16 protein-coding genes and 13 tRNA genes are annotated in these 19,263 nt (G+C 41.6%); 27 read left to right on the top strand and 2 right to left on the bottom strand.

Annotated features, from left to right (window positions below; translation table 11 throughout):
* Positions 1 to 5 precede the first annotated feature (5 nt).
* The 14 genes from LGQ02_RS18195 (at position 6) to LGQ02_RS18130 (ending at position 2,721) form a co-directional block, all read left to right on the top strand.
* Positions 6 to 80, top strand: a tRNA-Cys gene (locus LGQ02_RS18195).
* A 30-nt stretch (positions 81 to 110) separates the two neighbouring features.
* Positions 111 to 199, top strand: a tRNA-Leu gene (locus tag LGQ02_RS18190).
* Between the two features lie 40 nt (positions 200 to 239).
* Positions 240 to 316 (top strand) — tRNA-Arg (locus LGQ02_RS18185).
* A 5-nt stretch (positions 317 to 321) separates the two neighbouring features.
* Positions 322 to 398, top strand: a tRNA-Pro gene (locus tag LGQ02_RS18180).
* Between the two features lie 205 nt (positions 399 to 603).
* Positions 604 to 677: transfer RNA gene (locus LGQ02_RS18175), tRNA-Gly, on the top strand.
* Positions 678 to 689: 12 nt separating this feature from the next.
* A tRNA-Ile gene (locus LGQ02_RS18170) sits at positions 690 to 766 on the top strand.
* A 1-nt stretch (position 767) separates the two neighbouring features.
* Positions 768 to 842 (top strand) — tRNA-Asn (locus LGQ02_RS18165).
* A 6-nt stretch (positions 843 to 848) separates the two neighbouring features.
* Positions 849 to 923: transfer RNA gene (locus tag LGQ02_RS18160), tRNA-Glu, on the top strand.
* Positions 924 to 985: 62 nt separating this feature from the next.
* Positions 986 to 1,060, top strand: a tRNA-Glu gene (locus LGQ02_RS18155).
* A 151-nt stretch (positions 1,061 to 1,211) separates the two neighbouring features.
* Positions 1,212 to 1,287, top strand: a tRNA-Val gene (locus LGQ02_RS18150).
* Between the two features lie 6 nt (positions 1,288 to 1,293).
* Positions 1,294 to 1,369: transfer RNA gene (locus LGQ02_RS18145), tRNA-Thr, on the top strand.
* 229 nt (positions 1,370 to 1,598) lie between these two features.
* Positions 1,599 to 1,674, top strand: a tRNA-Lys gene (locus tag LGQ02_RS18140).
* A gap of 7 nt (positions 1,675 to 1,681) precedes the next feature.
* A tRNA-Leu gene (locus LGQ02_RS18135) sits at positions 1,682 to 1,766 on the top strand.
* A 394-nt stretch (positions 1,767 to 2,160) separates the two neighbouring features.
* Positions 2,161 to 2,721, top strand: coding sequence for a DoxX family protein (locus LGQ02_RS18130; protein ID WP_226515710.1), 561 nt, complete (start codon positions 2,161 to 2,163; stop codon positions 2,719 to 2,721).
* A 62-nt stretch (positions 2,722 to 2,783) separates the two neighbouring features.
* Here LGQ02_RS18130 and LGQ02_RS18125 read toward each other — a convergent pair whose 3' ends face one another.
* Both LGQ02_RS18125 and LGQ02_RS18120 read right to left on the bottom strand, forming a co-directional pair.
* On the bottom strand, positions 2,784 to 4,826 hold the full coding sequence (locus LGQ02_RS18125; protein WP_226515709.1) for a tetratricopeptide repeat protein: 2,043 nt from the start codon (positions 4,824 to 4,826) through the stop codon (positions 2,784 to 2,786).
* A 47-nt stretch (positions 4,827 to 4,873) separates the two neighbouring features.
* Positions 4,874 to 5,491 (bottom strand): transposase, encoded by a 618-nt coding sequence (locus LGQ02_RS18120; RefSeq protein ID WP_226515708.1) that lies wholly within the window; start codon positions 5,489 to 5,491, stop codon positions 4,874 to 4,876.
* A 422-nt stretch (positions 5,492 to 5,913) separates the two neighbouring features.
* Between LGQ02_RS18120 and LGQ02_RS18115 the strand changes: the two genes are divergently transcribed.
* The 13 genes from LGQ02_RS18115 to LGQ02_RS18055 all read left to right on the top strand — a co-directional run bounded on the left by LGQ02_RS18115 (position 5,914) and on the right by LGQ02_RS18055 (position 19,231).
* Positions 5,914 to 6,759 carry a DegV family protein gene (locus LGQ02_RS18115; RefSeq protein WP_226515707.1) on the top strand — a complete coding sequence of 282 codons (846 nt, stop codon included), beginning with the start codon at positions 5,914 to 5,916 and terminating at the stop codon, positions 6,757 to 6,759.
* Positions 6,760 to 6,906: 147 nt separating this feature from the next.
* On the top strand, positions 6,907 to 8,673 hold the full coding sequence (locus tag LGQ02_RS18110) for an ATP-dependent helicase ComFA (RefSeq protein ID WP_319003491.1): 1,767 nt from the start codon (positions 6,907 to 6,909) through the stop codon (positions 8,671 to 8,673).
* A gap of 401 nt (positions 8,674 to 9,074) precedes the next feature.
* On the top strand, positions 9,075 to 9,866 hold the full coding sequence (locus LGQ02_RS18105; RefSeq protein WP_226515706.1) for a ComF family protein: 792 nt from the start codon (positions 9,075 to 9,077) through the stop codon (positions 9,864 to 9,866).
* Positions 9,867 to 10,003: 137 nt separating this feature from the next.
* Positions 10,004 to 10,435 (top strand): TIGR03826 family flagellar region protein, encoded by a 432-nt coding sequence (locus tag LGQ02_RS18100; protein ID WP_226515705.1) that lies wholly within the window; start codon positions 10,004 to 10,006, stop codon positions 10,433 to 10,435.
* Positions 10,436 to 10,995: 560 nt separating this feature from the next.
* Positions 10,996 to 11,253 (top strand): flagellar biosynthesis anti-sigma factor FlgM, encoded by a 258-nt coding sequence (gene flgM / locus LGQ02_RS18095; RefSeq protein WP_226515704.1) that lies wholly within the window; start codon positions 10,996 to 10,998, stop codon positions 11,251 to 11,253.
* A gap of 57 nt (positions 11,254 to 11,310) precedes the next feature.
* The gene (locus tag LGQ02_RS18090) at positions 11,311 to 11,805 is read left to right on the top strand and encodes a flagellar protein FlgN (protein ID WP_226515703.1); all 495 of its coding nucleotides are present in this window, start codon (positions 11,311 to 11,313) and stop codon (positions 11,803 to 11,805) included.
* Between the two features lie 37 nt (positions 11,806 to 11,842).
* Positions 11,843 to 13,465: a flagellar hook-associated protein FlgK gene (flgK, locus tag LGQ02_RS18085; protein WP_226515702.1), complete on the top strand. Its 1,623-nt coding sequence runs from the start codon at positions 11,843 to 11,845 to the stop codon at positions 13,463 to 13,465.
* A 55-nt stretch (positions 13,466 to 13,520) separates the two neighbouring features.
* The gene (flgL, locus tag LGQ02_RS18080) at positions 13,521 to 14,678 is read left to right on the top strand and encodes a flagellar hook-associated protein FlgL (RefSeq protein ID WP_226515701.1); all 1,158 of its coding nucleotides are present in this window, start codon (positions 13,521 to 13,523) and stop codon (positions 14,676 to 14,678) included.
* A 502-nt stretch (positions 14,679 to 15,180) separates the two neighbouring features.
* Positions 15,181 to 15,762, top strand: coding sequence for a DUF6470 family protein (locus LGQ02_RS18075; protein ID WP_226515700.1), 582 nt, complete (start codon positions 15,181 to 15,183; stop codon positions 15,760 to 15,762).
* 86 nt (positions 15,763 to 15,848) lie between these two features.
* Positions 15,849 to 16,304 carry a flagellar assembly protein FliW gene (fliW, locus tag LGQ02_RS18070; RefSeq protein ID WP_226515699.1) on the top strand — a complete coding sequence of 152 codons (456 nt, stop codon included), beginning with the start codon at positions 15,849 to 15,851 and terminating at the stop codon, positions 16,302 to 16,304.
* Positions 16,304 to 16,546, top strand: coding sequence for a carbon storage regulator CsrA (gene csrA / locus LGQ02_RS18065; RefSeq protein ID WP_226515698.1), 243 nt, complete (start codon positions 16,304 to 16,306; stop codon positions 16,544 to 16,546). The genes fliW and csrA overlap by 1 nt, the downstream gene beginning before the upstream one ends.
* A gap of 270 nt (positions 16,547 to 16,816) precedes the next feature.
* Complete coding sequence (locus tag LGQ02_RS18060) at positions 16,817 to 17,506, top strand: response regulator transcription factor (protein ID WP_226515697.1); 690 nt, start codon at positions 16,817 to 16,819, stop codon at positions 17,504 to 17,506.
* A gap of 468 nt (positions 17,507 to 17,974) precedes the next feature.
* Entirely contained in the window at positions 17,975 to 19,231 is a 1,257-nt protein-coding gene (locus LGQ02_RS18055; RefSeq protein ID WP_226515696.1) for a flagellin N-terminal helical domain-containing protein, read from the top strand.
* The last annotated feature ends 32 nt before the right edge of the window (positions 19,232 to 19,263 follow it).

Below are 19,263 nucleotides of genomic sequence, written 5' to 3'. Positions count from 1 at the left end.
AACTTGGCGGCATAGCCAAGTGGTAAGGCATGGGTCTGCAAAACCCTGATTCCCCGGTTCGAATCCGGGTGCCGCCTCCAAAACTTTAAAATTAGTCCTTTATACCTCATGCCGGGGTGGTGGAATTGGCAGACACACAGGACTTAAAATCCTGCGGTAGGTGACTATCGTGCCGGTTCAAGTCCGGCCCTCGGCACCATTTATAAATTCTAATGATTTTTGCGTAGTAAAAATCATTGGCGCCCGTAGCTCAATTGGATAGAGCGTTTGACTACGGATCAAAAGGTTAGGGGTTCGACTCCTCTCGGGCGCGCCATAGAACGGGAAGTAGCTCAGCTTGGCAGAGCACTTGGTTTGGGACCAAGGGGTCGCAGGTTCAAATCCTGTCTTCCCGACCATTTGAAATATGTACAAGGATAAAATTAGTAACCTTAATAGGTTTATATGCGGGTGTAGTTTAGTGGTAAAACCTCAGCCACGAGCAACAACATCGTCGAAATATCTACGAGTTGTCTCGACGGAAACAGCTACGATAGCTTAGCTAGTAGAGGAAGAGACATGGTAGAGCGTGGTAAGCAATTGAAGTCTTAACAAAAATCATACGCGGGTGTAGTTTAGTGGTAAAACCTCAGCCTTCCAAGCTGATGTCGTGAGTTCGATTCTCATCACCCGCTCCATTTTTTTAAAATGGGCCTGTAGCTCAGCTGGTTAGAGCGCACGCCTGATAAGCGTGAGGTCGGTGGTTCGAGTCCACTCAGGCCCACCATTCCACAGTAGCTCAGTGGTAGAGCAATCGGCTGTTAACCGATCGGTCGTAGGTTCGAGTCCTACCTGTGGAGCCATATTGTGGCCCGTTGGTCAAGTGGTTAAGACACCGCCCTTTCACGGCGGTAACAGGGGTTCGAATCCCCTACGGGTCACCATTTTTGTTTAACAAGTTCGTAGTTTAATAGTAGGAATTACTTCTGCTAATCAATTATATATAGGCCCATTGGTCAAGTGGTTAAGACACCGCCCTTTCACGGCGGTAACAGGGGTTCGAATCCCCTATGGGTCACCATTCTTCTAATCAGTAATTTTAATATTGTTTTGTTTGGAAGAAGCAAGAAGGTCGAGGAAGTAAGGGGATGAGCATTGGAGCGTATAACACATACGTGAGGATGTGAGTGAGCGCATCTGACGAAGAGATTCACTGCTTATTTCAAACAAATGGAGGATTAGCTCAGTTGGGAGAGCACTTGCCTTACAAGCAAGGGGTCGGTGGTTCGAGCCCGCCATCCTCCACCATTTTATGCTGGCCTAGCTCAATTGGTAGAGCAACTGACTTGTAATCAGTAGGTTGGGGGTTCAAGTCCTCTGGCCAGCACCATTTATTTTTACTACGAAGCATTACATCGACCGTAAGCTTCATGAAATATCATCATTGATATTGCTGCGAGCCATTAGCTCAGTTACGTGCGTTTACATCACGAAACCGCTGCGAGTTGTTTCGACGCATCAAGCATCGAAGGACAAGCTAGCAGAGGAAGAAACAGGTACGAGGACGAAGCGTTACATCGTCCGTAAGCTTCATGAAATATCATCATCGCAATTACTGCGAGCCATTAGCTCAGTTGGTAGAGCATCTGACTTTTAATCAGAGGGTCGAAGGTTCGAGTCCTTCATGGCTCACCATTTTTATGCGGGTGTGGCGGAATTGGCAGACGCGCTAGACTTAGGATCTAGTGCCTTCGGGCGTGGGGGTTCGACTCCCTCCACCCGCACCATAAAATACATAACTAAGTGATTAAGGCCAACAATTGTTGGTCTTTTTTTTATTTGGCTGTATTCACAAACTTTGGTTCTGTATCAAATGTGAGGGGAGGGCAGTGATCCTCCTACTCTTTTATCCTAATTGAACACTCAAATGTGTATACTGATGATGTAATAAAATCAGGTTCTATACTGAATGTTGTGGTCATCATTATTAATGAATGCTTATTATTGGTTCAAATAACTTTACTAAAAGGTTTGAGCTCTTTTCTATCATAAACACTCAGTTTAAAAGCTGAGTGTTTTTTAATGGATTCATTAGTGTGCAGTGTCAAACTGAGCTATCCCTTGTTTAAAAATATACAAGAATGGAATAGTAAAAGTAGAATATGACATGGAGGTGTCTAAATGGTTGAAGTTAAACGTGGGACGTTTGGTAAAGAAGTGATTGTTGGAGAAAATCCATTGTCTCGGTTTTTGTTTACGAATACTCGTTCAGCGTGGATATGGTTAATATTACGACTTTATCTAGGTTATTCTTGGTTAACAGCTGGATGGGGAAAAGTTGGTGAAGAAGGTTGGACTGGAGCAAATGCTGGTGCTGCAATTGAAGGTTATATGGGAGGAGCATTAGCACGTGCTGGTGAAGGAGATGTCGCAGCTTGGTATGCTTGGTTTCTTGAAAATGTCGTCATTCCTAATGCGACACCATTTGCTTATATGGTCGCATGGGGCGAAGTTCTCGTCGGTCTCGGACTTATCGTCGGATTTTTAACAGGGATTGCAGCGTTTTTTGGAGCAGTTATGAATATCTCTTTTTTACTTGCTGGAACGATTAGTACGAACCCTGTGATGTTTATGATTGCAGTATTACTTATTTTAGCTTGGAAAGTAGCAGGTTGGTATGGTGTTGACCGCTGGGCATTACCGTATTTAGGTACACCTTGGAAAGAAGTAAAAAAGGAATAAATTCTTCTTGAATAAAGTTGTAATCCACTAGGTACTTGGTACTTAGTGGATTTTTTGGATTGTTATTGAGTGTGGAGTTCTTTTAATATCTTTAGTAGTTTCGGGGAACTTATCCACTTTTCACCGATCGATTGTGCATAATATTGAGCTTCATTTTTTTTCCCAACGTCGACGTGTGTAAAATGATTGTTTGTTAATTGATCGTATAGAGTAAGTTCGTCATACACATAAGGGTTTTCATCGATGGCTTTTAAGAGGAGTGTTTTTAAATAGCGGCTGTTACCGTTGGTAAGGTATTCAATGAGCGCTTGATTATATAAAAGTGGGGCAGTTAAGCGAAAGCTCGTGGTACGAATTGTTCGAAGCGCTTCTTTATATTTTCCACAATTTATTAACAGGGTGATGTATTCATAGTGAGCATTTATTGGATCGTATTCGTTTTCGCTATCTTTATATGAAATAACCTCTTTATATAATTGAAGTGCCTTTGTTACATCTCCTTCTTTCGAATAAATGCGTGCTAAACCAACTTTTGCACGTAAATATGGTTTTATTATCTTTTGAAAAAAGGAAATTTCATCGTCATATTCATTGTGTGAGCGTTGAGAGATGAGATCTTCAGCAAGTTTTAATGCTTTTTCAAGACATGCCTTTGATGTTCGATCGGTCGGAGCAATTTCTGCTGCGAGCGTGTAAGCATATATACAAGTTGGATCGAGTTTAAGTGCTTCTACGATCGCTTTTATTTTTTCTTCTTTTGAGGAATCCATAACGTCAAAAATGGTGTTTACTGCTACTTCCTCATCTGTTTTAGGTTCCCAAATCAGTTCTTCGGAATAGATTAGTTTTCCATTATCGTTTTTAAGCCTTTCTTCGAGAGCAAATTGTTCCTTCTCTGAAGATGGATTGATAGAGAGGGGATCGACACCATATTGAATGAGGTTCCCGAAGTCATCATTCAACTCTTTCGGCACGGTTGTACGCCTCACTATTTCTCCATGATAGTCTTCAATTAATTCATCAAGATTTTCTCCGAGAGTCGTTTCGACTTTTTTCCATAAGTGACTCACTTCAAATGCGTTTGTGTTTAATTGCTCACTCACCTTTTCGATCGTTAAAGAGCTGTCTTCAAAGTGCAATCGTTCATTCGCTAAGTAAATGACAGATGCGGCATATGCTTCCGGGGTAGAGATGTTGGGAGTAGCTACATCGTAGTAAAGTTTGAAAAGGTTTTTCTCGATAATCGTATAGTTTTGGTGATCACGGTAGTTTACCTGGTAGTTTTCGATGAGCTTGGCCACTTCGTTTGCCTTCGGATCGGTCCAAGTATAATAGGTGTTGTTATATATTCGATCGGTGAAAAACTGAAAAATAACCGTTGCGATACTAGGGAATTCTTGGTTGAAAAGAGATTGAATAGAGGTCGACCTATCACCGGTGTTTTGTTCGTAAAAAAGTTTAAAATGATCGATGTGTACAAGAATCTCATCAAGGTCTTCGCGGTCGAATTGGAATGGAATGTCATAAAAAATATAGTTTTGTCCGGCAGGAAGTAGAAACGTTAACAGCATTTCACCTCCTGTTACTTTTTCTTCATATATGTTTGAAACGGTAAAGGTATCGTTGCTGAAATAGTCTGTTACGGTAATGGAATGACTAGAGACGTTTTCTACTTTATAGAAGGAAGGCTTTACCGTAGGCCAAGTTTTTACGGATGAACGCGTTTGTTCATGTGCGATTGTGTCGTTTTTTCCTTCAAAAAATTCGTTGAAAATTGATCCGGATTCTGTCACTTGATCGTCATTTAAGGCAACCCAAGAACTGATTAAAGAACTAAATGTTGATAAAAGCTGAGAGGTGCTAGAAATACTTGTTGGAATTTCAAATAGACCAGAAGCGATATACATCATATCTTGCATATAAATTGATAATTCAAAAGGATATTCATTGTGCGTTTTTTCAACAAGTTTATCTTGAAGATGAAGACATTCCTTTTCAACCAGTCTTTGCAACATATTCGCAGGTTCAGCGTGGTGGGCATTTGGAGCTTGCTGCTTTTTGTTTGGATTGTGCTTCTCCTTGTTCAGCTTCTCTAATGTAATCATTAAACATCACCTCATTATGATTTTCTTGCGGCACAAATTACAACTTATTACCAGGTGCCAGGCACCTGGATGGAATCCCCATTTACTTGGCGGGTTGTATAGTCGGTGTGGGCTTGTTTGCACCATTGGTTGTATTGGATTTTTTGGCTCGTTGTGTTCCCCTGAAAAATGGATAAGATGGGAGCGGTTGAAAGGTATTGTGGCGGTTCTTCAGAAGTTGGGCAATCTAATGAATAGTATTTGAAGCTACTCCATTCATAGTTTAGTGGGGAATTGACCATATAGGCGTTTACTGGATTGTAATGAACGTAGTAACTCGCTCTTTGAATGTTGTAATAGGAGGAAAGGGGATCAGCAAAGAAACGATCTTCAAAGACGTGTCCGGTTAAATTGTATTTCTTATTGTAGTAATCGGCATAACGCTTTTTTATTAAGCCGATGATTTTTGAGAGGGGTTCGTCAGTTGATTTTATAATAAAGTGGTAGTGGTTGGACATGAAACAATAGGCGCAGACTTCGAATGGGTATTTTTCGTAGACATAATCTAAGACATTTTGAAACGTTAAAAAATCGGATTTCTCATAAAACAACGTTTGCTTTTGGTTCCCACGGTCTGTGACGTGATAAAACGTGTCAGGAAGCCAAATTCTTTTTCTTCTAGGCATCGCATCACCTCGATCTAAGATTTTCCGTTATTACTAGTGTAGGAATAAAAACTGAAGAGTGAGTAAAACGCTGGGGAAAAAGTAGTTGGCAATATTATACAATAAATATTGCGATTGGACAACAGAAAATTTGACAAAGGATTAGGTAATAAAATACCAGATCTTTACCAAGTGCCAGGCACCTGGAATTTTATTTCCATGTGCCTGGCACTTGGTAATTGAATTCCAATTTGTTTTAAGGAGTTTCGGTTTTGTATGGACAAGGCCGTACGACTCTTGGTAGTATTAATGGATGAGGAAATCTATTAAATTTGACGTTATAGTAGCCGTGCATAAGGGTAAATGAATTGTTTGTTTTCCATCGTTTTTAACGTACAAGTTTTAATCGTACAATCATTAAAAAAATGGAAGAAGTGAAAAATATGAGTAAAATTGCAATAGTTACGGATAGTACAGCTTACATACCAAAAGAAATACGAGATGATAAGAACATCACGATGGTACCGCTTAATGTGATTTTTGGCGAAGAAGCATATAAAGAAGAGTGGGAAATCACAACTGAGCAATTTTATGAAGAAATGAAAAATGCGGAAAAGCTACCGAAGACGTCGCAACCTGCAGTTGGATTGTTTGAAGAGACGTTTACTGAGCTAGGGAAAAATCATGATGAAATCATTGTTATTACACTTTCAAGTGGTATTAGTGGCACTTACCAGACAGCTGTTAGTGCTGCGGCAATGGTGGACGATGTGAAAGTACACATATTCGACTCTGAAATTAGTTGCATGATTCAAGGCTACTATGTACTAAAAGCTGCGCAATTAGCAGAAGATGGCAAATCGTCGGAAGAGATATTAGATACATTAAAGATTATGAAAGAAAGTACGGAGGCTTACTTTATGGCAGATGATTTAAGCCACCTTCACCGTGGCGGCCGTTTGAACGGAGCACAACTTGTTGTTGGAAGTTTACTCCAAATCAAGCCGGTTCTTCACTTTGAAGACAAAGTGATTGTCCCGTTTGAAAAAGTCCGTACCGAGAAAAAAGCGATGAAGCGTATCCTCGGTCTTCTCGATGATGCAGCACAAGATCGCGCACCAATCGATATTACGGTGATCCACGCAAACCGCCCTGAAAAAGCAGAGCAGCTAGCTGAAGAACTTCGTGAAAAGTATGATCACGCCAATGTATCAGTAAGCTACTTTGGACCAGTCATCGGTACCCACCTAGGAGAAGGAAGCATGGGGATCGGCTGGGTAAAATCATAAACAAACGTAACAAAAAGGGCGGTCTTCTGCATCGAATGCGGAAACCGCCTTTTCTTTAAGGTGCCAGGCACCTTTATTAGTGGGTTTGTATATTTATTATATATTTCATTATATAAGGCGATAACTGTTTTGTTAGGAGGTATTTTTATGCGGTTTTATTCAGTGGGGATGAAGGACTTTCATCAACTTCGCCTAATAGGGTTGGAGCATTTACTTCCGAAGTTCCTCCATGTCAATGAGAATACGGATGATGCTCTTTGGTTAATTCCGGAACCTTTCATAAAGGATGTTCGAGGCTTTGAAATATCAAATCAACTCCATCCCCCGATGCCAAGTTCGTCCCCAGTGACACAATCTCAACTCCCTGATAAACACGACCATCGAACTCCTCGACCGATAACAAAAGAAACCGCGATACGCGCGCAACTCTCAGAACCGAAACCGATCTCCAATTTTAAAGAGACTCAACTTTATTTTTCCCCACCTTATGAATTCACCCATTTTAACGAAGATCTTCACAAATATTTATATGGTCGCCGCTTGCTTTTGGACGAACTCCCATTTTCACTCGCTGAAGTTTACGAGCATGTACGTAATGGCTGGGTTCGCTATGAGCCTGGGGTGGTGAAAGAAGGTTCAACGTACCAATGCCAGCGATGTGGCAATCGCGATCCGGCGATGTTTGGACAATTTAATTGCTTTCGTTGCAAGACGACGTGTCATTATTGCCGAAGTTGTATCATGATGGGCCGTGTGACGACGTGCACGCCGCTTTTTACATGGCAAACTCCACATAACACACCATCTTCTGACACTCACCACAAAATGAAGTGGGAGGGCACACTCTCAATTTTTCAACAAAAGGCTTCAAACGAGTTATGTGAAACGATTAAATCGTACTGGGCAACAGAAAAAAATGAGCCGGACGAGTTTTTGATGTGGGCGGTCTGTGGAGCAGGGAAAACGGAAATGTTGTTTCATGGCATTGAGTTAGCACTCAATAAAGGACTGAGAGTGTTAATTGCGACACCGAGAACGGATGTTGTCCTTGAATTGGAGCCACGTATTCAGGAGGCGTTTCCAGACACGGACGTGCGCGCTTTTTACGGTGGAGTGAAAGATCGTTTTGCTCAAGGAGAGCTAGTTATAAGCACGACGCATCAACTTTTGCGTTTTTATCACGCATTTGATCTTGTCATCATTGATGAAGTTGATGCTTTTCCGTATACGGCCGATGAAAAACTAAAGTATGCGGTCCGACACGCTCGAAAGCCTCAAAGTTTATGTGTGTATGTTACGGCAACCCCAGATCCGAAAATGAAAAAATTCGCAGAAGCGGGACGACTAAAGACAGCGAAAGTAGCGAGAAGGTATCACCGTCATCCGTTACCGGTCCCGACGTTTCAGTGGATTGGTTCTTGGAAGAAAAAACTAGGTGCGGGGAAGTTACCTGGCCAGGTCATTTCATGGGTGAAAAAACATGGTGAGGCAAAAAAGCAAATGTTTTTGTTTGTTCCGAGTGTCAACGTGATGAATGAAGTCGTTGAGGTTTTAAAGGAAGCAGTTGATTTCAACGTTGATGGGGTACATTCAGCAGATGAAGACCGACGTCAAAAAGTGATGAAGTTTCGAGACGGCAAAACGCAGGTTCTTGTAACGACAACGATATTAGAGCGAGGTGTCACTGTAAAAGGAGTTCAAGTCGCGGTGCTAGGGGCAGAAGAAGCGATTTTTACAGAGTCAGCGCTCGTCCAAATAGCAGGGCGTGTGGGAAGAAGTCCAGATGAACCGAACGGCGACGTCGTCTACTTTCACTATGGAAAAACAAAGGAAATGATCAAAGCCGTCGAGCATATTAAAGAAATGAACCGATTGGGGGAGGAGGAATTAGAGGGAGCCCCCGTTACCGAATAAATAATTGTTCTTAAAGCGGTGGTTCGCGCGCATAGGAGTTGTGATCTTGCGCATAGAGCAGTGGTTCGCGCGCATAGGAGTTGTGATTTTGCGCATAGAGAGATGGTTCGCGCTCGTAGAAATTGTGATCCTGCACCTAGGCAGTGGTTCGTGCGCATAGAAGGTGTGTGATTCTCCGCATAGGGGTTGTGATTCTGCGCATAGGAGTTGTGATCTTGCGCATAGGAGTTGTGATCTTGCGCATAGAGCAGTGGTTCGCGCGCATAGGAGTTGTGATTTTGCGCATAGAGCAGTGTTTTGCGCGCATAGAAGTGTGATCCCGCGCATAGACCGGTGCCCCACGCGCATAGGAACTTTAATCCATCGATATTAAATGTCCAGTCAAAAAGGGAGGAATATAGATGTCGAGATTCGCTGAGTGGATTCATGAAACGGAACGTTGTTTATGGTGCCATGAGTATTATCACGAGCCTGTCGAGTGGCGATGGGTGCTCGGATTAAAAGAAAGTTCGTCCCTTTGCCCAAGATGCAGTGCACAACTCAAAAAAATAACGAAGGTCAGCTGTGAGATTTGCGGACGCCCTCCGCAACAAAACATGCACATCGAGATTAACCCCGATCAACAAAAAAATCACTTACATAACGAAGAGGTTCCTATTTGCACTGACTGCATTCGTTGGAAAACCGTTGCCCCATGGGATCAGTATCCATTTCAACACCGAGCTCTATATGAATATAATGGATTTTTACAGGAGGTTCTTGCTCGTTTTAAATATCGCGGGGATGCTGAGATTGCCAAGTTGTTTTCCGAAAAAATAAAAGCACTGGTTAAATCGCTGGGGCGGTTTGATCTTGTCACAGTGATTCCGTTAAGTGCGGGGCGTGAGTGGGAGCGGGGCTTTAACCAGGCAGAACTCCTTGCAATGGAGTTGCCAGTGCAAAAAACATTGAGACGTGTAGGCGAACCGAAACGAAAACAAAGTAAATCTTCACGCGAGGAAAGAATAGCTGCATTAAGTGGTACCTTTGAAATAAACGGAGAAACGAAGGTTTCTGGAAAAAAGGTAGTTATAATCGACGACATTTATACGACAGGTGCCACAGTGAGGAGTGCTGCGTCTTGCCTTTACAAGGCAGGGGCAAAACATGTTTCTGCAGTAACAGTCGCAAGAAGCACAGGTGAACGTAAATAGACCCATCTAAAATGGAAAAATAAACCTAAAAGTTAGGTAGTAAGGAGATACTTTTCTTGAAATTGACCTTCTTATATTGGCGGTGACGATTTTTGTCGATATAATAGTAGGCAAAAGAGACGATTGGAGGAGTCCATATGGCTGATTTACAAAACTGTCCGAATTGTGGAGAACTCTTTGTAAAGGCATTTCGCCCAGTTTGTTCGAAGTGTCATCGTGAAATAGAAGAGAAATTCGAGACCGTGTACACGTTCATACGTAAGCGTGAAAACCGACAATCCCCATTAGAAGAAGTCCATGCGAAAACGGGCGTAGAAAGAGATTTAATTACTCAGTTTATTCGCGAAGGACGAATTAATTTATCCCAATTCCCAAACTTAGGCTACCCATGTGAAAAATGTGGAGACAACATTCGCGAAGGCCGCCTATGCCGTAATTGCCGTGAGGGTATTCAGTCTGATTTGGATACAATCGATCGTCAAAAACAGTTTGAAGAGCGGAGAAAAGAAGAAGAACGAAAAAAAGTAACGACATACCACTCATTAAATGGACGAATAGATAGAAGGTAATCACAATCGGCTGGTAAACAGCTGGTTGTTTTTTTTCTGCAAAATTTGAGGGTGTTTTATTCGGACTTGAGGAAGGGGGAATTCCACGCGAAAAGGGATTAATCGCACGTGAGAAGGTGTTTATTCCACGTGAGGAAGGGTTGATCGCACGTGAGAAGGGTTTATTCCACGTGAGGAAGGATTAATCGCACGTAAGCGGAGAATAATTCCACGCGAGACAGAAACAATCCCACGCGATCAGAAGATAACCCCACATGAGAAGCAACCCAATTGCACCTAAAAAACACAATCGAACGACGCACCAGCAAACGAGCGAACTTTTTGTACTATCAGAATTTATATAATTTCGGTTGATAGTACAACTGCAACTAAGGCTTTCGCTATTAGGACTTGGCGATAAGCCAAGTTTTGTATGTCGAAGAGTTTCTTTGATAAACTTCACACGAATGCTTAAACATTTTCGCTTAAGTGTCGATAATAAATGTAGAGTATAGTTACTGTGGTTATAGATAGCCCTGAACGGTTTTACAATAAAAGCAGAAACGTAAGGAGGGATTGGCGTGAAAATTAATCCGATACACTCTCTCAATATGTATCGCAAGAGTCAGGAAGTAAAAGGCAAGCAAGATGTCAATCAAGTGAATAAGCGCGATGAGGTGAAGATCTCATCAGAGGCAAAGCAAATGCAAGCTACACAAAAAACGTCTCTTGATCGCCAAGAAAAAATTAATGACATTAAAGCACAAATCGAGAACGGGACGTATCAAGTAGATGCGAAAGAAGTTGCGCGTAAGTTCCACGATTTCTGGTCGAAATAAAACGAATAGAGGCGTGTCAGAAACGCCTTTAGTAAAAACAAGTGTAAGGAGCTGAACATGATGAGTAAGCAGCTAGCCCAAATTTTGCAAGCGATGACAGCCATTCATAAAAAATTTAATGACCAAGCGAAAGAAAAACAAGCTGTGATTAAAGAAGGCGACATGGCGCAGCTAGAACAGCTTATGAAGGATGAAACGGTCCTTATTCAACAGCTCCGAAAGCTTGAAGCGACACGCCAGCATACCGTGGAACAATGGATGGCGGACAAGGGGCTTGTGAAAGAAGACGTGACGATGGAGACAATCCTTCAGTTTTTCCCAGAAGAACGTACAGAGCTTGAAGAGTGGCAGGAGAAGCTCCTTCACGAAATCGAACAATTAAAACAACAGAACGACTTGAATCAACAGCTGTTAGAAGAGTCGTTGCGTTTTGTCAACATGTCTCTTGATTCGATGCAGCCGCAGTCCCACTTCCAAAATTACGGACGTCCAGATGTAAAAACAGAGGAAGGGCCTGCTCCAGAGCGGTCGTTATTTGATTCGAAAGCGTAAGTAGAGAGAAACAGCGAGAGTTAGGAGAGGAAGACCGATGAAGTCAACATTTCATGGCCTAGAAACGGCGCGGCGAGCAATTTCAACGCAGCAAACAGCGATCCAAACAACAGGTCATAACATCGCAAATGCTAATACACCTGGATACTCGAGACAGCGGGTAAACTTTAGTACAACAGAAGCGTACCCGAGTCCAGGTTTTAATAAACCAAATATGCCAGGGCAGTTGGGGACAGGTGTTAAAGCGGGAGATATTCAACGAGTGCGTGAATCATTTCTCGACATGCAGTACCGTGAAGAGAACAACAAACATGGCTATTGGAGTGCAAGACATACAGCCCTTGAAAAAATGGAAGACATTATGAACGAGCCAACAGAAGATGGGCTTGCTAATACGATGGACCGTTTTTGGCAGTCGCTACAAGATCTATCTGTGCACCCAGAGGATTCTGGTGCTCGTTCTGTTGTCAGGCAGCGCGGATTAGCGGTTGCTGAAACGTTCAACTATACGCATGATTCACTCCAGTCGATTCAACGAGACTACCAAAGTCAAATTGGTGTCCATCAAGATCGGGTTAATTCATTAACGCACCAGATCAACGAAATTAATAAGCAAATTGGTGGGCTTGAACCACACGGTGATTTAGCCAATGACTTATACGATCAACGTGATCTACTAGTGGACGAGCTTTCTCAATTTATGAATATTAGTGTGGAACAAGTAAGCAGTGGTGGGTTAGCGAAAGAGCATGCCGACGGAAAATATACGATAAAACTACTTGATGATGCTGGTCACGACATGGGTGTCACGTTAGTTGACGGACGGAAGCTGGAAGCAAATCAGCTCCACGTATCGTATAACGAAGATACAAACCTTGTGGATCGTATTTTTATCGCACAACCGAAAGCACTTGAAGGCATTGATGAAGTGAGTGACTTAAGTGGTAAAGGTGGCGTAAAAGAATTTAGTCTTGAAGACTTCCGTTCATTCGGTGAACTGCGTGCGACGATTGAAGCGTACGGATACATGGGCAACGATGGAGAAGAAAAAGGTCTTTATCCAGATATGCTTCATGAGCTCGATCAAATGGTTGCTACCTTTGCAGAAGAATTTAATGATGTTCATAGTAATGGCTGGAGCCTGTCTGAAATTGAAGATGGTGAAAAAGCCAATAATGAGGAAGGTTACAACTTTTTCGCTTTTGCCGATGAGTTTGACCAGGATAATGGCATTAAAGGTGCCGCAAAATTCCTTAAGCTTGATGACGCAATGAATGACTTAGATAATATTGCCGCAGCTACTGAAGTAGATGGTGAGGCATTCTCTGGTGATGGTTCGAACGCTCTCAACCTTGCGAATGTGAAAGATGCTCAACTTGATTTTGGCGGGACGACAACGAACGTACAAAGCTTTTACCAAGGTGTCATTGGAGACATGGCAGTACAAACAAACGAAGCAGAGCGAATGACACGAAACTCTGAAACGCTACGTGATTCTGTTGAGGATCGTCGCGAGTCAGTGAGCGGGGTTTCTCTTGACGAAGAAATGTCGAACTTAATTCAATTCCAGCATGCATACAATGCTGCTGCACGTAACTTGACGGCAATAGATGAAATGCTCGATCGCATCATTAACGGCATGGGTGTCGTTGGCCGATAATAAAGAAATTGATGGTGGAGTTTTAAGCTCGCCAATATAAAGAAGGTGAAACAACATGCGTGTAACGCAATCGATGTTAACAAACAACTCATTAAGACACCTCAATCAAAGCTATGAAGGAATGAAAAACCTTCAAGACCAGCTTTCGACGGGGAAAAAAATAAGTAGAGCCTCACAAGATCCTGTCGTTGCCATGAATGGCATGCGCTATCGTACCCAGGTCACAGAGGTAGAACAATTTAAACGAAACTTATCAGAAGTGTATAACTGGATGGATACTTCTGATTCAACATTAGATGAAACGACACAAGCGATGCATCGTATTCGCGAGCTTACTGTACAGGCATCAAACGATACGTATGAAGGAACGCAACGAGCGAATATTGGTAAAGAGGTGGCGCAGCTTCGCGAACACCTCCAATCATTAGCGAATACGCAAGCAAATAATAAATACATTTTTAATGGAACAAACACGACGAATCCGCCTGTTCGAGAAGAGCTGTTAGATGTAAAACTTGATGGCTTTAAAGATCAAATGGGTGAGTTTGATCCAGACGAAGCTGGCGAATTCCCATTAGAAATCTCCCATAACAGTGCTCGTTACACACTCAATCCTGTTGACCAAGCGGGTCCTGAATATACGTTCACACATGTTGATGAAAACGTAGAAAAATCAATCACAGTGAATGCAGACAGTAACCAAATCACATTCATCAACAATGAAGGTGATGAAACAGAAGAAACATCGTTAAAAGAACGCCAAGTCGTTTTCTCTCATGTGGACGCTGTTTCAACGAACGCACAAAACGTTGAAATTGAACTCTTAAAAGGTGTCAATGTTCCAGTTAACGTTGATGCTGGGGAAATCTTCTCCAATGACTTCTTCGGTGATATTATTCAGCTTGAAAAAGCACTGGAAGATCCTAATGCGAGTGCACAAGAACTGACACAAATGCTTGACCGCCTCGATCATCAGATGAATAAGATCGTTGATGAACGTGCCGAACTTGGTGCGCGTCAAAACCGTGTTGAAATGATTGACGATCGCGTTCAAGAGCAAGAAGTCATCTCAAAGCGGATCTTATCTGATAATGAAGACGCTGATATTGAAAAGGTTATTACAGAATTAATGATGCAAGAAAACGTTCATCGTGCGGCGCTTTCAGCAAGTTCACGAATTATCCAGCCGTCACTGATCGATTTCTTACGATAGTACTTATTCAAAGCCATCGGTTCACCGGTGGCTTTTGTTGAATTTCATCATTTATTATGTGAGGCCTTACACGTTGTTGATTTGATGAATCGCTTAAGGCGCACGCTTGCACCTCTAGGCACAAGTGCGACATCCGTTCATGCTGCACTTTGTTTGCATTCACGGTGTCTTCTTTGCCGCGGGCACGGCCTCAACTTCCCAAAACCCAGCACGTTTTGGGTGATTTTCGGCTCGTGCTGTTCCCGCAGGCGTCGGCGCCTTGCTCTTCACATTGTATCAGATAATATTACTTAATTATCCAACTACAACAGAGCCTAGCGAATGAGGAAGATAGTGACTATCTTCAAGTAGATCACTATCAATGGTTCGTCCAAAGACCATAGTGTCATGTACTGTGACATGCCTGGAATTATGATGTTATGTCTATTGAATTAGGTCGATGACTTAAAACCAATTATCTTTTTTATAAACATTTATATTGTCTAAACTAGGAGGGATGAACATGCAATTGCCTCGGGTAGAGATCCAATCACAACAGGCACAAATTGGCATGCAACAGCAAAAACCAGAAATGTCGATCACACAGCGCCCAGCAGACATATCGATTGACCAAGAACTCGTTGGTACGCTCAGAATTAGTACAACAGCATCAAAGCTTCACATCGACCAATCTGAAGCGTTTGCCGATACTGGGTTGAAAGGTCCACTTCGCCGAAATGAAGAATGGGGAGCGCAAGGGAAACAAAGCGTCATGCAATACATTGCGAAAACCGTCCAACAAGGGGAACAGTTAAAGAAGATTGAACATGGAACAGAGGCGATCGCACAACTTGCAAAACAAAACGGGGAACGCCCCACGAAGGAAATCAATGTCGGCTTCGTACCAGAACATGCCTTTAAAGTAAACTTTCAATACGAACCATCCGACATTCAAGTTGATGTGGACTGGCCAGAACCAAACATACATGTACAAAAGCATGACCCTGAGATTCATATTCCGCGTTGGGAAACAAATGTGTACTTACAGCAAAAAGAAAGTATCCAATTTCACGCAGTAGATCCTACGGTAAACCGCACGTTATAACATAAACCAACAAATATTTTTATCTAAAACGAAAAAAAGGTACAATAAGCATTAACGATAGAATGACATACGTGGAGTGATTTTTTATGAAAATCGAAACGAAATACGCAGGAGAAGTAGAAATTAACGAACAAAACATCCTTAAATTCGAACAAGGGATTCCTAGTTTTGAGGAAGAAAAACAGTTTGTGCTGCTTCCATTTAATGATCAACCTAGCCCATTTTATATTTTGCAATCAACGAATACGACTGGACTTGCCTTTGTTGTCATGACGCCATTTTCATTTTTCCCAGACTATGAAGCGAAGCTTTCCGACAGCACAATCGAGCAACTCGGAATCGAAGAAGATAAAGATGTCGCGATCTTTGTCATTCTTACGCTACGCGAGACGCTGGAGGAGTCGACAGCGAACTTACGCGGTCCAATCGTTATTAACAGCGCAAAACAAAAAGGAAAACAAATCGTTTTAAACGACACGGACTATGAAACGAAGCACGCATTAAAAGTTCCTGCAGCCTCCGGGCAAAAGGGGGATGAGTGATGCTCGTTCTAACGCGAAAACTAAATGAATCAATCAAAATCGGGGATGACATTGAAGTAAAAGTGATCGGTGTCGAAGGGGATCAAGTAAAACTCGGGATCAACGCTCCGAAGAACATCGACATCCACCGGAAAGAAATTTATTTAGCCATTCAAGAAGAAAACAATGAAGCGGCCAAAACTTCGGTTGATTTATTAAAACAATTAAATGATTCTGTGCAACATTCGACAAAAACGCAATAGTCCATTGCGTTTTTTCTTATGAAATCAGAAAAAGAGAAACACTATTAAGTTACTACCCAGAAACAAAAAACGGCTTAAAATATAGTAAAATATACTTATGGAAGAGGCATTATTGAAGTAAGTTACTATAACTATTTTCTTTGTAAGCGTGAAAATTCGTGTTCGACAGAAAAAGACATGACTTTTATACCTGAAAATAAATGACTATCGAATCTTGTGAAAATATGACCGAATTTGTAAACTTTAATAACATAAAAGGGGGATGAGAACATGACAACGACATTAAACAAATCACAAACAAAACTCAAAGTTCAAATCTATAGTAGCTGTAATGAAATCTCCCTCGACATCTCAGAAAGACTAGAAAGAAAGTATAAAGATATTCGTTTTGACCCGTTATCTGCACAAGTCCATAAAGAGTCGTGTAACTGCATCTTATTTATCGTCAACGGCTACGAGCGGAAAACAACAGCTTTCATTCATAAACTCGTATCGATGAACTCGAAAATCCCTATTTTACTCGTATATACAGATGGTGAAGATAAAAACCTTTTTACATATTTAAATCACCCAATAAGTGGCATTGCCTCATTAACGTTTGTCGAGGAACACTTCCAAATGATTACGAAAGAACTCGAAAGTCATCACGTATTTATTGAACCAGCTTTTCATAGAGAGCTCGTGTTAGAGATTGAACGGAAAAAACAAAAAGATAAACCGATCGATAAACTTGTGTTAAAACGATCCGAGCTTAAAGGGGTCTTAACGGAAAACGAGCAAAATGTCTTGCAGCTCATTTTAGACGGATTTAACAACCGAACGATTGCAGAAAAACTTTTCCTCGCGCCGTCCACAGTGAGCACGATTATTAGTCACTTGCTACGTAAAATAGGAGCCAATGATCGAACAGAAGCAATCATTCTCGCGATCCGTGAAGGCTGGGTCGACGCATACCGATAAAAAGTGAAGGAGAGATCCTTTGCTTTTTTATTTGGCTAATTTCTAAAAGGTTGTTGTTTTAGGACGAAACCATAATGCTTGGATACGCTAAGGCGGACGCTTTCCGTGGGCAATGCCTCAGCTAAACATGACTAGCGTCATGTTTAGCTGAGGCTATTGCTTTTCCCACTGGAGTGGCCGCCTTCTGCTTCTCCAAGCATTAAAAACAACCACACTTACGAAAACAGTCTTTCGTAAAACTAGAGTCTAGTTTGCACAATATCTATAGAAAGTAGAATTTTTGACAAAAAAATTATATTTTTTTCTTTCAAACTATTAAAACTTTCGTCGTATCGTCCGATAAAAGGAATGTAGCAATCATTAGGGGATAAGGCGGCCGACTTTTCTACTAATGATTCAAAATCTTTCTTCCAATCACAAGGATGTGAACGGAAGTAAACACAACCAAATTCAAGGAGGAATTTTATTATGATTATTAACAACAATATTTCTGCAATGAACACTCATCGCCAGATGGGAATCAACCAACAAGCAAACCAAAACTCTATGGAGAAACTTTCTTCAGGTATGCGTATTAACCGTGCAGGTGACGATGCAGCAGGTCTTGCAATCTCTGAAAAAATGCGTGCACAAATCAACGGTTTAGACCAAGCTAGCCGTAACTCACAAGATGGGATTTCTATGATTCAAACAGCTGAAGGTGCATTAAATGAAACTCATGACATCCTACAACGTATGCGTGAACTAGCGGTTCAATCTTCAAACGATACAAACACAAATGATGATCGTGAAGAGATCCAAAAAGAAATTGATCAATTAGTAACTGAAATTGATCGAATTGCTGATAATACAGAATTTAACACACAAAATCTTTTAGATGGTTCTTTTGACGGAACTTTCCAGATTGGTGCGAATGAAGGTCAATCGATGGATTTATCAATTGGTGCGATGGGTTCTGCAGCACTTGGATTAACTTCTAGTGCGACAGTTCAAACTGGTGTAGATGTATCTGGAGGAACTGGACTTATTGATGGTTCTTACACAGTTGATGATAGTGACAATGTTTTAGATGCTTCCGGAAATGTGGTTGGACGAGTAAATGGTACAGCGATCGAAGATCCAGCAGGTGCACAAATAGGTGATTTTGGTGATGCTGACGCATTAGCAGAAGGCTCAACTATTATTGTGAAAGATGGAGAAGCTGAATTAAGACAAGAGTTAGGTGATAATGCTTTACAACTAGCTGCAGGTGATTATGAAGTTGATGGTGAAAACTTAATAAAAGATGGACAAATTGTAGGAAAAGTAGAGGGTGGCGCAATTACTGAATTAAATGGAGAAGAATTAGAGGTTGCGGATCAGATTGCAGCTGCTGATTTAGGACTTGATGCTATTGCTGATGAGGATGTTTTTAGTATTAATGGGGCTGAGGTATCAAATAGAGAAAGTGCTTCAGGTACAATTACAGCAATTGAAAATGCTATTGCGCAAGTATCTGAACAACGTTCTGACTTAGGTGCTGTTCAAAACCGTTTAGAGCACACAATCTCTAACTTAGACAATGCTTCTGAGAACTTATCAGCTGCGGAATCTCGTATCCGTGACGTTGATATGGCTGCTGAGATGATGGAAATGACTCGTACTAACATCCTTTCACAAGCATCTCAATCAATGCTTGCACAAGCTAATCAACAACCACAATCTGTATTACAATTACTTGGATAATTTTATTATTCAACTTAAGAGAGGCTCTAGTC

It is taken from the genome of Bacillus shivajii (assembly GCF_020519665.1).
In the GTDB taxonomy this organism is placed as follows: domain Bacteria; phylum Bacillota; class Bacilli; order Bacillales; family Salisediminibacteriaceae; genus Bacillus_CA; species Bacillus_CA shivajii.
This window is presented reverse-complemented; position numbering and strand designations above follow the sequence as displayed.